Origin of the sequence: Pelotomaculum isophthalicicum JI (assembly GCF_029478095.1) — a bacterium.
GTDB lineage: Bacteria > Bacillota > Desulfotomaculia > Desulfotomaculales > Pelotomaculaceae > Pelotomaculum_D > Pelotomaculum_D isophthalicicum.
Genome location: NZ_JAKOAV010000012.1, coordinates 26,407 through 41,206, shown reverse-complemented (window position 1 = coordinate 41,206; position 14,800 = coordinate 26,407). Strand labels below are relative to the sequence as shown.

The window sequence follows — 14,800 nt, the reverse complement described above, 5'->3', positions numbered from 1 at the left end:
AACAGAAATACTAATCATAGTATTGCTAAGTTTTTGAAATTTTAACCAAAATTCTATTTAGGGAGAAGTTTACTAATCCTATTCAAGTGCTATGGCAGTGAACACTTCATCTAATTTATCATATAGATCCAAAAGAACATTGACCACTTTGCTGTCTAACGCGGCGGTAGTGACCATCTTGCCCATAATTTCCTCAATATTTCTTTTGCTCATACCCGGTCTGTAGGGACGATCTTCACGGAGAGCTGTGAAAACGTCTGCGACAGCTAAAATCCTTGAACCGGTCTCTAACTGTGAAGCATCCAAGTGGAATGGATAACCGCTGCCGTCCAGTTTTTCGTGGTGGTAGGCGGCCCACTCCGGAATTGGATAAGGAGCGCCGGCCTCACTAAGAATTTGGTAAGTGTAGTAAGTGTGTTGCTTAATTACCGCGAATTCCTCCGCGGTGAGAGAGCCCGGCTTCTCTAGAATTTCGTCTGGTATTGAGAGTTTGCCTATGTCATGCAAAAGTCCGGCTAGTTCTATTAAAAAGACCTCTTCACGTCCAAAACCCATTGCGGCGGCAAGGTGCACAGCCACTGCCGCCACGCCTTGGGAATGTCTATGAGTGAAAGGACTTTTTTCATCAATTACACTGGCAAACATTGTTGCCATCTGTTTCATGTCTTTTTCATTAATATTAACTATTGAATTTAAACAGACGTTCGTTTGTCCGTGTGATAAAAAAGGTGATGTTAATTCTAACCAGAAACTTTCCCGGCCGGCCAGGTTTTTAAAAGCAGACACAAGCTCCGGATCAAAGGCCTGTTCGGAAAGCTTTTCTATCGCATGCGTCACACCGTTATACTGTTTTAAAACATGCGTATCATGTCTCAGCAAAACTTCCACACGGTCGGCCAGGTGGACGATCCGCGCAATTAATGGTATTTCCTTGCCGTAAAGCCCGGATATGTTGTTGCCGTCGAAGCGGTCATGGTGACTTAAGATGATCTCGGCAACCGGACATAAAATGTCTACACCGGAAATCTTCTCATAACCTTTTTTACAATGATCCCACGGATTTTCCACCTCAAAATTTATTAGCTTATTTTTTTCCTGCCAAGTGCTGACACCAGCGTCATGAATTATGGACGCCATAAAAATAAGGTTTTTTTCTTCGTCTGTCAGGCCAATTTCTTTACCCAAACTTAATCCGATATAGGCTACCCTCTGATGATGCCGTTGGATTCCCTCGCTTGTAAAATCCAGACAGAGAGACAGCGTCGAAAGCATGCGGCATAGATCAACTGATATTTCCATGCGTCTCCTCCGTGATAAATTCAAATGTTACAGCTATATTGCCTTTTCTAATCTTACTCCGAGAGTTAACGCCATAGATTGTGCCTCTACCTCCGTAGTTCCATGCTATAGACATACCTCGAAAGCTCAGTAATTTCCCAAACTTTTATTCTAACAACCATTACGCCATATATCTAAATCTACCGCACCAGCCACCCGTAATCCTGCCTGCAATCCACGATATAGTCAACATATACCGTCTGATCTTTAATCTGATACAAAATGAGATACCACTTCTCTACGAACATCTTGTGATACTTATTGAGCGGTATAAATTCAGCGTTTAGAAACGGGAAACGCTCCGGCATTTGATGCAGGGAAAGGATGGCTTCTATTAGATCGTTTTTCACTCTGCGGGCGGCGGCGGGGCTTTTCTGCGCCAGAAAACGGACATGGCCCGCCAGCATCTGACGGGCACGGTCGGAAACAATCACCTTATATTGAGGCTTCTTTTCCATGCTCCACCTCGTCAATGATGCTTTCCAGATAGCTGTCCAGTTCATCCGGCGTCGTTCCGGCACGACCGGCCAAACGGTCTTCTTCAACGGCCAGCAGTTCTTCCCGCAGCTTCAGCATTTTTTCACGGCGGGTAAACGCCTCTATATCCATCACCACGAGATCGCCCTCGCCGTTTTTGGTAAGATACACCGGCTCATCGGTAGACTTGCATAATGCCGCAATCTCATTGTAGTTCTGCCGGATGTTTGCGGACGGTTTAATCTGCATGGTACCAACTCCTTGTAGCAGAATTCTAACCATATTATATTTCTTTCATGCTATGGAATCAACCGGCAATTTCGTTACGGCCTTTCAATTTCCTGATCGTCTTATCCCTAATGCTATTTTTAAATAGTCGTTCATGTCCTTGCCGCCTCATAAAGTTTTTATCAATTCATATATTCCAAAAGAGTTATCCATTCTGATAATTTTATTTTATAAGGTTTAACATATCTTCCAGGCGTAGGACTTGTCGATGGTAATATGATGTACTTACGAATATTATTAAAATCTTGTTTGGAATATTTCTTAAACAGCTTGTAAGCCGATGTTCCGTTGAAGAAAACATATTCAATGTTAGAATACTTTTCAAAAAAATTCAAAAAATTGTTTGGCTTACCATTTGTTATGTTGGCATCAAGTGCTCCTTCTCTTGAACAACTATCTAACACATCCCACAGAGCAATTCTTCTATTAAGTAAAAAAATAACTTTCTTTTCGTACTCTAGGTCTGGAATACGTCCAAAAATTTCATATATTATGTTCCAGAATTTATTATTAGCATTTGCATAATATTGATTTTGACGAAGTGATTCTGGTCCCGGCATTGTTCCAAGGATTAAAACTTTTGACCTGTTATCGACAATCGGATTGAATGAACTAATTTCTGGCATTAACTTACCTCATTTTTTCAAAAATTAAAATTGGTATAATTTTCATCAACTAATAATTTATATTATTTAATTTAATACGTCAATTTATAATGATGAAGAGCTGCAATATAATAAACGGTCGAAATACTGGGGGCGTAGATCAAAAGAGTGCTGCGGAAAGCGGAAGGGAAAGAGAAGTAGTATATGGTTAACCCTAGTTGCGGCAAGCGTTGTGTCAATTTGAAAATGTAACCGGCACACAATGTTGCTTTGATAAAGTCGAGGCAAGGCTGGCCGAATTGATTAAGTCATCAACTGTCGCAGAAAGATGTGTTTGTGCACGCGCGTTTTTTCTGCGGCCGCCTGCCACTCCAGCGGCGATACTTACTGGCATGCCCTTTTTCTTTGTGATATTGGCTATTTTTTTTATTATTTCATTGGCCCATAAACCGGCATCATCTTTGTTTTCTGTGGTCACTACTATGAATTCATCCCCGGCATAGCGCCCTGGAAAATAGAGTCCGCCGGATGTGTTTTCGGCAAAAATTTGCCCGACTATTTTCAAACAACGATCTCCGTAAACATGTCCATGACTTTTGTTAATAAGTCCGAAACCATTTAGGTCAAAAAATATGACCGTAAGTTCATTCCTGTCATTCAGGATGTTTTCAGCTAGATATCTTATATATGAACCTGTCATAAGCCCGGTTAGCGGATCTGTATGCCTGCCGATTTCAACCAGAATATCAGTTTTAGTAATAATTCCGACTAGTTTGCAGTCATCTAAAACCGGTAGCCTTTCCAGTTTTTTTTCCTCAAGAATGCTTTTAACATCCCATAGAGAAGTATTTTTACTAACATGTACTACATCTTTGCTCATGGCGTCGGCAACAATACGATTGTGGTGGGTGTTACGCACGTCCCGAGAGGTTATAATGCCACACAATTGTTTTCCTTCATCTAAAACTGGAAGACCGCCTATTTTATATTTTTCCATAATTGAAGCCACTTTACTAACGCTATCCAGGATTTCGGCTGTGATAACGGGAGAAGACATAACATCGGAAACTTTGAACATTATAGATCAACCTCAACATTAATATTTAAAACTATATCTACTTGAGCTTTCAAAACTGCTGTTTCGGATGCAACTTTACACCCTTCATTTAGAATAATACTTAATAGCTTTTCCCGTGTAATCAATCGGGAAAGTGAATTACGAATTACCACTGCTTCAAAGGGTCCCTCATTTACCTGTAAAACTTCATATTGTTCCGGACTCAGCACGTCTATCATCCGTTGAACGGCTTCGGGACCAACGGGCGCTTTCTTGCCGATGAGCAGTACGTCCTGTATGGGAGGAATCTCAAACTCAGACAGAATAATTGAAATTTGTGCCTTTCTCCCACTGTCATTCAAATTACCTGATTTCAAGTTAAACAACACCATCCCAATCTTTTAGCAATACTTTGTCTGAAGCCTGAATAACCTTTTCGACTAAGTGGGGATCGAACTGAGCGCCACTAAACCTATCTAATTCATTTATAATTTGATCCATACTTTTAATTGGGGAATAGGGCCTGCATGAAGACATGGCATCAAAAGCATCTGCCAGAGCAAGTATCCTTGCTCCTATAGGAATATCTGGTCCATGGATACCATTGTAACCGTTGCCATCCCATCTTTCATGGTGTAAATTTACCAACTGGAGAAAAGGTTTGGTCCAAGGATAAGATGAAAGTATTTTAACTCCGTATTCTGTATGTTTTTTAATAATGTTAAATTCTTTGGTTGTTAACTTTCCTGGTTTATTCAATATTTTTAAATCAATTTTAGTTTTACCGATATCATGAAGCAAACCTGCATATTTGATTAACGAAACTTGCTTTTCTGGCAATCCTAGAAAATTTCCTATTCTAGTGGCAATTATTCCCACATTGACTGAATGTTGATAAGTTTCTAAACTGTAAATAGAGATCATTTTAACTAAGTTATTTAATTCCTCTAACATTAATCAATACCCCTTCCATCACAATGGCATTAAGGGGCTTTTCCAGAAAGGACGAGTAAAAATTTGTATCACCGTTTCTTTCTGCAGCCTGACAATCATAGCAACTTAGTTACCTTAGATTCAAGGCTTTGCGCCCCACTCTTTCGAAATGGTCTGCCCGCCAAAGAAACTATTATTCTACTTTTCCCGACAATTAACAATAATTATACAACTATGTGTTTACATTATCAATTACTTTACAGTGAAAAGTGTATCTTTGGGATAGTTATTTTATTAGATGGGAATTTTATTAACAAATATTCTTAAATGGCTGGAGAAAACAAGTGTTTGATATACTGAAAGTATGTGGACAAAATATTCGCCGGTACCGCAAGGAAAAAGATTTGACATTGGAACAATTATCACATAGTTTAGGTATTACTGGTTCATATCTGGGTTATCTTGAGAGAGGCCAGAGAAATACTTCACTACTGACTCTGGCGAAAATAGCAAAAATCTTAGGAGTTCCGCCAGATATACTCCTTCGAGTGCCTAAAGATGAATTTGAAAAGGCTCTGTATGAACTGCATGACTTGCTCATTAATTTAAACGATGTAAAACATGTTACATTTTTAAAAGAAGTGATGGAATCCTACTTGAAACTAAAAGATACATAACGCTTATTTAAGCGATAAAAAAGCCCCCGCGGGATTATTCCCGTCAGGAGCTTTCTTTCGCGTATAACAACTCCGGCGCGCCTTAAGCCGTCTCTTCTTTTTTCTTCTTGCGATCCACGGCGATAATCCGCGGGAGTTCCTTTTTCTGAATGGTTTCCCTGGTAACGATACATTTAGCTATGTCATCACGGGATGGAATATCATACATCACTTCCAGCATGACTTCTTCCAGAATAGACCGTAACCCCCTGGCGCCGGTGTTGCGCCTGAGCGCTTCTTCGGCTACCGCTTTCAACGCTTCCGGAGCGAACTCCAAAGAAACATTATCCAAGTTAAACAATTTCTCATACTGCTTAACGAGCGCGTTCCTCGGTTCGGTGAGGATGCGGATCAATGCTTCCTCATCAAGGGCGTCCAGGGTGACAATAACCGGCAGCCTGCCGACAAACTCAGGAATAAGCCCATATTTAAGAAGGTCTTCCGGCAGTATATTACTAAGGATTTCTCCTATTTTCATTTCCTTCCGGGGTTTGATCTCAGCTCCGAACCCCATGGACTTCTTCCCTGTGCGGTTTTGGATGATTTTCTCAATCCCGTCAAAAGCCCCGCCGCAGATAAACAAAACATTAGTGGTATCCAGTTGAATGAATTCCTGGTGGGGGTGCTTGCGCCCGCCTTGTGGCGGGACACTGGCCACAGTGCCTTCAAGTATCTTTAATAGCGCTTGTTGAACACCCTCTCCGGAAACGTCGCGTGTTATCGACGGGTTTTCCGACTTGCGGGCGATTTTGTCAATCTCGTCGATATATACAATGCCTTTTTCCGCTTTTTCCACATCATAATCCGCGGCCTGTATCAGCTTCAGCAAAATGTTTTCCACATCCTCGCCCACATAACCGGCCTCAGTGAGGGATGTGGCGTCTGCGATGGCAAAAGGCACATTCAGCAGCCGGGCCAGAGTTTGAGCCAGAAGAGTTTTACCGCTTCCGGTAGGCCCAAGCATTACAATGTTGCTTTTTTGCAATTCGACATCGTCAATTTTACCGCCGAGGTTAATCCTTTTATAATGATTGTAAACAGCAACCGCGAGGGATTTTTTCGCATTTTCCTGTCCAATCACATATTGGTCCAAAATTTCTTTGATCTCTTTAGGTTTTGGTATATCGCCGAGTTCCAGGCCCAGGTCTTCACTGAGTTCCTCCTCAATAATTTCATTGCACAACTCAATACATTCATCACAAATATAAACGCCAGGGCCAGCCACCAGTTTTTTCACCTGGTCCTGAAGTTTACCACAGAAGGAACACTTCAACTGCCCTTTATCGTTAAACATATTCCCACCTCTTTTACCTTTGCTTCCTGACATCGAACACCTCGTCAATAATACCATATTCCTTAGCTTGCTGTGCCGACATAAAGAAGTCCCGTTCGGTATCCAGAGCCACTTTTTCAAGAGGCTGACCGGTGTGCTTGGAGAGGATTTCGTTGATAATATCCTTCGTCCGCAAAATTTCTTTGGCGTGAATATCGATGTCTGTCGCCTGGCCTTGGACCCCACCCATCGGCTGGTGAATCATGACCCTGGCGTAAGGAAGAGCGTAACGCTTGCCTTTCTCCCCGGCTGCCAAAAGAAACGAACCCATACTGGCCGCCTGGCCAAGACAGATAGTTGATACAGGCGGACGGACGTACTGCATGGTATCATATATTGCCATGCCGGCAGTAACCACACCGCCCGGAGAATTAATGTAAATATGGATGTCCTTTTCCGGGTCTTCCGCCTCAAGGAACAGGAATTGCGCAATAACCAGATTGGCGACGTAATCGTCAATCGGCCCGCCGATAAAAATGATGCGATCCTTTAACAGCCTGGAATAAATATCATATGAGCGCTCACCGCGATTAGTTTGCTCTACAACAATAGGCACCAGATTCATCTTGGTTTATTCCTCCTAACAATCTGTTTGCTTTGCTACCTCTATTACTATTCCGCAGTTTCCACGTTCGTGTCCTCAATTATTTTTGCATTATCGACCAAAAATTGAAATGTTTTTTCTTTTACTATATTATCTTTGATAAAATCTAAGCTGCCTTCACTTTCAATCGTCTTACGAAATTCTTCCGGATCCTGACGGTACGCTGAAGCGATTTTTTCAATTTCCGCTTGTATTTCTTCTTCAGTGGCCGTAATACCTTCAGCCTTACCAATAGATTCCATAACCAGCGAAGTTTTAACGTTCCGTTCGGCTTCCGGACGCATATCTTCTTTCATCTTTTCAATAGAGGACTTGTTGTAATTAAGATAATCCTCTACCGAAAGCCCCTGTCTGGCAAAGTTGTCTCCAATGTTTTTAAACATTTCCCTGGTTTGCTGCTCAATCATACTGTCCGGAATTTCAGCGACAGCGTTGTCGACGGCTTTATCAAGCAGTTCCCGCCTGAGCATGAATTTTGCCCTGCTTTCAGCAGCTTGTATTAATTTATTCTTGATATCGTCCTTTAATTCCTGAAGAGTATCAAACTCACTGACATCTTTGGCAAACTCATCATCCAGGGGCGCCAGCTCTTTTCTTTTTATTTCTTTAACTGTTACGGTAAAAGTGGCTTCCTTACCGGCTAATTCTTCCGACTGGTAACTGTTGGGGAATGTTACCTGGATATCCCTGGTTTCATTAATAGTCATGCCTATTATCTGGTCTTCGAATCCCTCAATAAAGGAACCGGAACCAATTTCCAAGGAATAGTCTTTTCCTTCCCCTCCTTTAAAGGGCTCGCCATTCGTTTTTCCCAGAAAATCAATAACCGCTATATCATCTTTCTCCACAGTGCCTTCTTCCATTGTCAGCAGCTTGGCATGGCTGTTCTGCAGGCGGTCAAGTTCTTTCTGAATATCTTCATCTTCAATTTTATAGGACTGTTTAACTACTTCCAACTCCTTGTACTGGCCTAGTTCCACTTCCGGTTTTACTATTACAGTGGCCTTGAACACCACCGGCTTGCCTTCTTCAGCCTGCACAATCTCAACTTGAGGCTTGTCAACAGGTTCTATACCGGTATCCTTCACTGCGTCAAAATAAGCCTCAGGCACCAGGGCTTCCATCGCTTCTTCATACAGAGCTTCCTTACCGATATAACGCTCAAGAATATGTCGCGGGGTTTTCCCCTTGCGGAAACCCGGAATGTTTACTTTCTTAACTATATTGCGGTAGGCTTTATTTACTGCCTGTGAGAATAGTTCGGCATCCACCTCTACCTCAAGGAGAACAGTGTTCTTTTCTATCCTTTCCGCGTTTGCTTTCATATATGCTCCCCCTTAAATGGTTTGATTGCATTCTGGTAATTTATCCTAGACAATTGCTGTGTAGAAAAGTCACACCCTCTCCGTTAATTATGGAATACCACAATATCCCTGTTATAATATTTTAACCGGTTTAATAAATTATTCTACGATAACCACAATCTTTCCTTCAAACGCAACTAAAAAACCAAGGCATACAATAGCCCTGGCACCAATCACTTTTCTTATTACCGGTGGGGCTCACCCGCCTGTTACGCCGCTGCGAAAAACCGGGTGCCTCAATACTACCGTCTCAAAGCGGTATTATATTACTTTTCAATTATATCCGCACCGGTGAAAATTATCAACTGGTAAAAAGAATTTCTTTACATATTGAATATATGGACTTAACCTAATAATATAAACATTCGAGTGAATGGTTTTTTTCTTGACAATGTCTTTATTATTTGTTAACATATCACTTGCGGATATTGGGGAAACTTTAACAGCACATTTTTTTGGCAACGTGGTGGGTATAGCTCAGATGGATAGAGCACCAGATTGTGGCTCTGGGGGTCGTGGGTTCAAGTCCCACTATCCACCCCACTCATTATCACTGGGGCGTCGCCAAGCGGTAAGGCACCGGTCTTTGGAACCGGCATTTCGTTGGTTCGAATCCAGCCGCCCCAGCCATATTAAGATATGAGAAAAAAGTTAATTTTATTGCAAAAAAGGATTCGGCGGAAGCCGAAACCTCTTCCATGACAGCAGTTTGTTCTTCGGTGGATGCCGCCACATTTTGCACCCCCGCCGACACTTGTTCCGCCGCGGCCGCCACATCCCGGATTTGCTCTGTTAAACCCTGCACTGCTTCAATAATAGTCCTAAATCCTTCACCGACCCCCTGCACTATCTTAGTGCCTGACTCGACCGATCTAACGCTTTTGGCTGTTTCCTCAACTGCTCTTTTCGATTCATCCTGGATGTCGTTTACCAAAGCGTTTATTTCTTTAGTGGCGCTGGCTGCCTGTTCAGCCAGTTTTCTGACTTCTTCAGCCACGACGGCAAATCCCAGTCCTTGTTCACCTGCCCGGGCTGCTTCAATTGCCGCATTTAGGGCCAGCAAGTTAGTCTGATCGGCAATGGTGGTGATCAGACCAACAATATGGTTAATCTCCTGCGTTTTTTTACTCAAGCCGTTAATTGCTTTGGAAACATCCTCAGCTGATTCAGCTATATTCCCCATTTGTTCACTGACCTTAACAACGTCTTTACTGCCTGCGTTAGCCTGCTCATTAACTGACTGCGAAGATTCAGATATCTCCTGTATATTAGAAGAAACCTGTTCAATGGTAGTGGCAATTTCACCCGCGGCAGCGGCAGTCTCGCTGGCGCCGGCAGCTGTTTGCTGAGCGTTAAGCGTCAATTGCCGGGATGAATCGGCAACCATCTCGGACTTTTCGTTTATTTGCCGCACCATCAAGCGCATATTGCGAACCATGTCACCAAAAGCCCCGGCCAGCTTGCCTACCTCATCCTTGGAATTAGCCGTGATATCCACGGTTAAATCACCAGATGAAGCAATACCGGCTGCCTTGGCCAAAGACACAACCGGCTTGGCAATGCCGGCGGCAAACCAGTAACCGAGAGCCAGCATCAGCAAGGCCACGATGGTGCCAACCACGAATGAAGTAACCACGGTCCTGGCGCCTTCACGGGCTAGTTCCTGGCCTCGGGTATCGATGACTTCCTCATACCGGGTAACAGCTTTTTCCAAGTTATCTTCCAAACTCGTCATAACACTATCGGCTTCGGCAATTTGAGGTCTGAGCTGTTGGAGAGGCACTCCTCGTTGCATTGAGGACACAATACTATCCGCCAAACCCAGATAGCTATTAACGTTAATCTCCAGATTTGACCAGGCTTCCTTATCAGTAGCAAGGTCGTTGTTGTTATGAAAAGCCACCTGCCCCTTCAGTTCTTCAACAGCTTCGCGGTAATGGTTTAAATTACTTTCATTAGGATCAATAAAATACCCACGCACAGTATATCCTACTTTATATAGGTGACCTTGCAGTTCCAAAATCGATTGGGTAGCCTTGACATCCTTTTCCAACATCTTATTATAGTTATTGTCAATACTAGTCATAGAAATGGAACCAAAAACAACTATTCCAAGCATAAAAGCACCAAAGATAGCCACTAAAAAAAGTATTTTCGCTTTAATTCCTAAAGTCAACTGAATCCCCTCCCCAATACCAGTCCGATAGTAGAGTACTCCCAGAAGATCACCCATTCATATTCCGGAAATGAATAATACCGATTTTTATCTATCGCCCCGGGACCGGTAACAAATTGATTGCAGTAAATTTGATCAATTAAATAACCGAAGCTACTTCCTCAAGCTTTCCTGCTGAAGTGGACAGTTCCTGCATAGCGGCAGATATCTCCTCGGTAGCCGCTGCCTGCTCTTCACTCAAAGCCGCTGCCTCGACAACTTTTTCAGACATCACCATCACTTTATCATTGATAATAGCCAGGATATCCCTGATTTCCTTTACGGCCTGCGCGCTCTTTATTGAAAGCTTGCGGATTTCTTCAGCTACGACCGAGAAACCTCTCCCGTGATCTCCAGCCCTTGCCGCCTCGATAGCCGCATTAAGGCCCAGCAGGTTTGATGTATCGGCCACCTCATGAATAAATCCCAGTATCACATCTGTTTTCTTCACCTGTTCCAATACTTCTTTACCCAAGTTCTCAAGGACTTCTTGACTGCCGGCCAACTGCTGGGCTGATGAAGCAAGCTCTTCAACGGTGGCAGATGTCTGTTGTGTTGAAGCCGCGACATTTTGGGCTACTTCTATTAGCGCCTCCTGGTTTTTAAGACTCAGACCAAAAGCAACCGCCCCTATAATTTGCCCTTTTTCATCCTTTAACGGCAGTCCTCTTAACTTGAAAGACACCCCGTAAGCTTCCTTGGGCACCACTGTATCAATAGTTCTTCCGGTACTGACGGCGCCATATAATCCACTACCTTTAGGGATCGCGTCTCCGGGCTTCGCCCCAAAGTTAATTCCCTCACCGGGAAGATAATAGACAAACTTCTCCCTGTCTGATACGCCAATTGTACAGTCCATCGGAATCATCTCCTGAATAATTGGCGCAAGCTTGACTACTAAATCTACAATGGTTTCTTTTTTTTCAGTTCTTTGAATTTCGCCGGGTGTGGTTGATACTGCCGCCATAGCAGGCTGCCTGTTTTCGGCTAGATTAGTATCAGGCTTTTTCTGAGGTTTACTCCATAGCATTATATATATCCCCCCTGTATTTATAGAATCATAGTTAATCTCAAACAGATCAATGCGTTAATTTGTATTTTACGTTTATTTTTTTAACCGGGTCCACTGTCGCCTTCCTTCAAAAAAAAGTTATGCTATCACCCTGCTGCTCGAACAAACCAAACATTATATTCGCAAAGGATTCTCATGGAAGAATAAGGCAATAACCAATCAATAAGTTACTTTCGACAAAAATATCAATTATCCTTCCAAACTAAAAATAAAACCAAGAACAATTAAAAATATTTTGACTCTTTAGGATTTTAATTGTTTCAATTTCCAACCGCGCCAGAGCATTTCCGGCGTAGCCCGGGCGGGCAGAAAAGGCTTTTAAATTCAACCCGTATATTTGAAGTTTTCCATAACAATTGGTAATGACCTTGACGTGTCTAGCTTTTTATGCTAGCATCTAATTGCATAAAACAGGTTTTAAACAATGATAGTTATTTGCGGGCGTGGCGGAATGGCAGACGCGCTGGACTTAGGATCCAGTGGGGGCAACCTCGTGCGGGTTCAACTCCCGCCGCCCGCACCAATGAAAATAAGACTTCCGAGGTTTTGGAAGTCTTTTACTTTTGCATTTTTCTCTTTTTTGGTGCCAAAATGGTGCCATGCAGTTTTTGGAAGCTACTTTTTAAAGAGAATATTATCTAACTGGTCAGCAGCATCCCTCTGCAGTGTCGGCGCTATGTGACTACACAGGTCCATTGTCATGGAGATATTGCTATGTCCCAGCCGCTCCGAAACAACTTTCGGGTGTATTCCCTGCTTTAGTAGAAAGCTCGCATGAGCGTGCCTCAATTGGTGGAATGTTACCTTATAACCTGCCTTTCCGGTTAACTCCTGAAAACGCTTTGTTACCGTAGATGGGTTAATCAGACTTCCATCCTGCAGACAGCAAATCAAGTTATTGTCCTGATACCCTTCCCCCAGAGCTACCTTGTCTTTTTTCTGTTCCATTCTGTGCGTCTTTAATGTCTTAACCACTTCGGGGGAAATAGCAACTGCCCTTTGACTTGTTTTATTCTTTGGCTCTTTAAAGAACAATCACTGTTCCTTGGTAACGTATAAACCGCGCCTGATATTTATAATTCCCTTTTTCAGATCAACATCATCCCAGGTCAAGGCCAGGATTTCAGCGCGCCTGGCTCCGGTAGTTACCGCCAAGAAAACCGGTATAAACATATAGGTCCCTTTAAACAGGTCAATAATCTTGTTCGCATCCTCCACCGGCAAGAATTTGATTTCATGCTTTACCTTCTTTGGGGGTTTGACGGCATCGGCCGGGTTCCGGGCTATCATTTCCAATTCAAGGGCATGCTGCAGGGCTTCCCTTAATACTCGGTGATGTTGGCTTACTGTGGTTGGGCTTAAGCTCTTGCCCAGGGCTTTCTTGCCATCCACGCGCCCACCGTCAAGGGCCTTCTGATAATAGTCCCGAATATGTTTTGGCTTTAGGTCTCTTAAAGGGATCGCACCTAATTCCGGGATAAGGTGCTTTTCAATTATAATTTTGTATCCCTGGTAGGTAGTAGGTGCAAGGTTTTGTTTGCCGTAAGATTTAAGCCAGTCTAACAGCCACTCCCGAACGGAAGTTTTAGCTGGTTCAACATAGGTTCCCTTATTAATTTCCACTATGGTTTTGGCAAGCCATTTTTCAGCCTCTTTTTTCCCGGAGAAAGTTTCCTTTTTACGTTTTCGATCCCCAGTCACCGGGTCCGGACCAATGTCGACAATAGCCGAATAACTAACACCCCGCTTGCCTTCGTTTTTTACAATCCTCCCCCTCATCCATGCCACCCCCCTATTATTTTTTCCTTAATCACATCTCTGTTCAATACCTAATAATGACTGCCCCGGTCGCCAAACTTGCGCCGGTAAAATTCCCAGAGGTCCTCCGTGGTCAGGAATTCCGGTGGCGGATAATCCATGCCCGGCCTTACCACCTGGTTAAACTCCTCCAGGGCGAGCGCCCTAAGTGAAATATTGCCCATGTCTTCCCCGTTTTCTATACGGTGCCAGACAAAACCGTCTTCGGTTTCTCTCTCAAGTTTTCCATTTATGTGGTGCCCGCGGACTTTATCATGGAATCCCATGTAGTCCTCGTGCACTTCTACAGCCAGACCAAGGATTACCGGCTGTTCAGCTCCCCAAGAGTCTATTTTCACCAAGTAAAGCGCCTTATCACTGATCATTCAAATTCCACCTCCAACTAATAATACCCGCTCCCTAGCGCCGCTCCGCTTGCGACCGGGTCACTACTTAGGCATCCCGCCGACTTCTATGCCCGGCATCGGTCAGGCCAGGTGTTCCCAGCGGCACAGCTTTTTCATTACGCCATCTCCTTCACCTCAGATCTAAAAGGTTGCCGTCTTTCCAAGATATTCAATATACTCATTGCGTAATCGTCTGCCTCTTTTTCAAGTTGTTGTCTGTAAGTAGGATCTTTCCAGTAACGTGGGCCGAGTTTACCAGTATGCAAAACATAATGCGCAATTTCATGCATCAAAACAAACCTTAGTTTATATCCTTTTAGGTGTTTATCAAGATAAATCCGTCTATTAGCGCCATTGTATAAGCCGTTTAATTTTTCTCCGCGATAGTTGATATGATCCACAAGGCAAACACTTAACTTCAAAACTTTCGCCAATCCAGTTAATAATTTCATAGCTTCATCTTTATTAATATGAGGTTTAATTGCCGCTGCCCCGGCTGCCGGAATGGGTTGACCGGCTTCACGAAAATACATGATGGCACCTCCTGTTCCTGTTTTTTCATGGTCCTTCGAACTCAACTACAACCTGCTGAAG

The 14,800-nt window shown here is 43.2% G+C and carries 16 protein-coding genes, 3 tRNA genes, 1 pseudogene and 1 riboswitch; of the genes and pseudogenes, 4 read left to right on the top strand and 16 right to left on the bottom strand.

The window, feature by feature from the left end:
* Positions 1-78 precede the first annotated feature (78 nt).
* The 7 genes from L7E55_RS07985 to L7E55_RS07955 form a co-directional block, all read right to left on the bottom strand.
* The gene (locus L7E55_RS07985; RefSeq protein ID WP_277443599.1) at positions 79-1,299 is read right to left on the bottom strand and encodes an HD-GYP domain-containing protein; all 1,221 of its coding nucleotides are present in this window, start codon (positions 1,297-1,299) and stop codon (positions 79-81) included.
* A 179-nt stretch (positions 1,300-1,478) separates the two neighbouring features.
* Positions 1,479-1,796: a type II toxin-antitoxin system RelE/ParE family toxin gene (locus tag L7E55_RS07980; RefSeq protein WP_277443598.1), complete on the bottom strand. Its 318-nt coding sequence runs from the start codon at positions 1,794-1,796 to the stop codon at positions 1,479-1,481.
* A complete protein-coding gene (locus tag L7E55_RS07975) occupies positions 1,774-2,064 on the bottom strand; it encodes a type II toxin-antitoxin system Phd/YefM family antitoxin (protein ID WP_277443597.1) in 291 nt (96 codons plus the stop codon). Before L7E55_RS07975 ends, L7E55_RS07980 begins: the two co-directional genes overlap by 23 nt.
* 161 nt (positions 2,065-2,225) lie before the next feature.
* Positions 2,226-2,729 (bottom strand): DNA-deoxyinosine glycosylase, encoded by a 504-nt coding sequence (locus L7E55_RS07970; protein WP_277443596.1) that lies wholly within the window; start codon positions 2,727-2,729, stop codon positions 2,226-2,228.
* Positions 2,730-2,943: 214 nt separating this feature from the next.
* Positions 2,944-3,765, bottom strand: a complete 822-nt coding sequence (locus L7E55_RS07965) for a GGDEF domain-containing protein (RefSeq protein ID WP_277443648.1) — start codon at positions 3,763-3,765, stop codon at positions 2,944-2,946.
* A 20-nt stretch (positions 3,766-3,785) separates the two neighbouring features.
* Complete coding sequence (locus L7E55_RS07960) at positions 3,786-4,142, bottom strand: hypothetical protein (protein ID WP_338091191.1); 357 nt, start codon at positions 4,140-4,142, stop codon at positions 3,786-3,788.
* 1 nt (position 4,143) lies between these two features.
* Positions 4,144-4,719: an HD-GYP domain-containing protein gene (locus tag L7E55_RS07955; protein ID WP_277443594.1), complete on the bottom strand. Its 576-nt coding sequence runs from the start codon at positions 4,717-4,719 to the stop codon at positions 4,144-4,146.
* A 79-nt stretch (positions 4,720-4,798) separates the two neighbouring features.
* A riboswitch (cyclic di-GMP riboswitch) is annotated at positions 4,799-4,887 on the bottom strand.
* Between the two features lie 155 nt (positions 4,888-5,042).
* Between L7E55_RS07955 and L7E55_RS07950 the strand changes: the two genes are divergently transcribed.
* Complete coding sequence (locus L7E55_RS07950) at positions 5,043-5,375, top strand: helix-turn-helix domain-containing protein (protein ID WP_277443593.1); 333 nt, start codon at positions 5,043-5,045, stop codon at positions 5,373-5,375.
* 82 nt (positions 5,376-5,457) lie between these two features.
* Here L7E55_RS07950 and clpX read toward each other — a convergent pair whose 3' ends face one another.
* The 3 genes from clpX to tig are packed head-to-tail and all read right to left on the bottom strand — an operon-like array spanning position 5,458 to position 8,676.
* Positions 5,458-6,708: an ATP-dependent protease ATP-binding subunit ClpX gene (clpX, locus tag L7E55_RS07945; protein WP_277443592.1), complete on the bottom strand. Its 1,251-nt coding sequence runs from the start codon at positions 6,706-6,708 to the stop codon at positions 5,458-5,460.
* Between the two features lie 13 nt (positions 6,709-6,721).
* On the bottom strand, positions 6,722-7,312 hold the full coding sequence (gene clpP, locus L7E55_RS07940) for an ATP-dependent Clp endopeptidase proteolytic subunit ClpP (RefSeq protein WP_277443591.1): 591 nt from the start codon (positions 7,310-7,312) through the stop codon (positions 6,722-6,724).
* A 47-nt stretch (positions 7,313-7,359) separates the two neighbouring features.
* Positions 7,360-8,676: a trigger factor gene (gene tig, locus L7E55_RS07935; RefSeq protein ID WP_277443590.1), complete on the bottom strand. Its 1,317-nt coding sequence runs from the start codon at positions 8,674-8,676 to the stop codon at positions 7,360-7,362.
* Positions 8,677-9,181: 505 nt separating this feature from the next.
* Here tig and L7E55_RS07930 point away from each other — a divergent pair.
* Positions 9,182-9,258, top strand: a tRNA-His gene (locus L7E55_RS07930).
* A gap of 11 nt (positions 9,259-9,269) precedes the next feature.
* A tRNA-Gln gene (locus L7E55_RS07925) sits at positions 9,270-9,345 on the top strand.
* Positions 9,346-9,475: 130 nt separating this feature from the next.
* Here L7E55_RS07925 and L7E55_RS07920 read toward each other — a convergent pair.
* Together L7E55_RS07920 and L7E55_RS07915 are read right to left on the bottom strand one after the other, a co-directional pair.
* Positions 9,476-10,309, bottom strand: a pseudogene (locus tag L7E55_RS07920) (methyl-accepting chemotaxis protein); the annotation flags it as partial.
* 721 nt (positions 10,310-11,030) lie between these two features.
* Positions 11,031-11,960, bottom strand: coding sequence for a methyl-accepting chemotaxis protein (locus tag L7E55_RS07915; protein WP_277443589.1), 930 nt, complete (start codon positions 11,958-11,960; stop codon positions 11,031-11,033).
* Between the two features lie 479 nt (positions 11,961-12,439).
* Here L7E55_RS07915 and L7E55_RS07910 point away from each other — a divergent pair.
* A tRNA-Leu gene (locus L7E55_RS07910) sits at positions 12,440-12,525 on the top strand.
* A gap of 92 nt (positions 12,526-12,617) precedes the next feature.
* Here L7E55_RS07910 and L7E55_RS07905 read toward each other — a convergent pair.
* From L7E55_RS07905 to L7E55_RS07890, 4 genes are all read right to left on the bottom strand, one after another.
* Positions 12,618-13,037, bottom strand: a complete 420-nt coding sequence (locus L7E55_RS07905; protein ID WP_277443588.1) for a site-specific integrase — start codon at positions 13,035-13,037, stop codon at positions 12,618-12,620.
* Positions 13,038-13,781, bottom strand: a complete 744-nt coding sequence (locus tag L7E55_RS07900; protein ID WP_277443587.1) for a tyrosine-type recombinase/integrase — start codon at positions 13,779-13,781, stop codon at positions 13,038-13,040.
* 50 nt (positions 13,782-13,831) lie between these two features.
* On the bottom strand, positions 13,832-14,185 hold the full coding sequence (locus L7E55_RS07895; RefSeq protein ID WP_277443586.1) for a hypothetical protein: 354 nt from the start codon (positions 14,183-14,185) through the stop codon (positions 13,832-13,834).
* A gap of 137 nt (positions 14,186-14,322) precedes the next feature.
* A complete protein-coding gene (locus L7E55_RS07890; protein WP_277443584.1) occupies positions 14,323-14,739 on the bottom strand; it encodes an ImmA/IrrE family metallo-endopeptidase in 417 nt (138 codons plus the stop codon).
* Between the last annotated feature and the right edge of the window lie 61 nt (positions 14,740-14,800).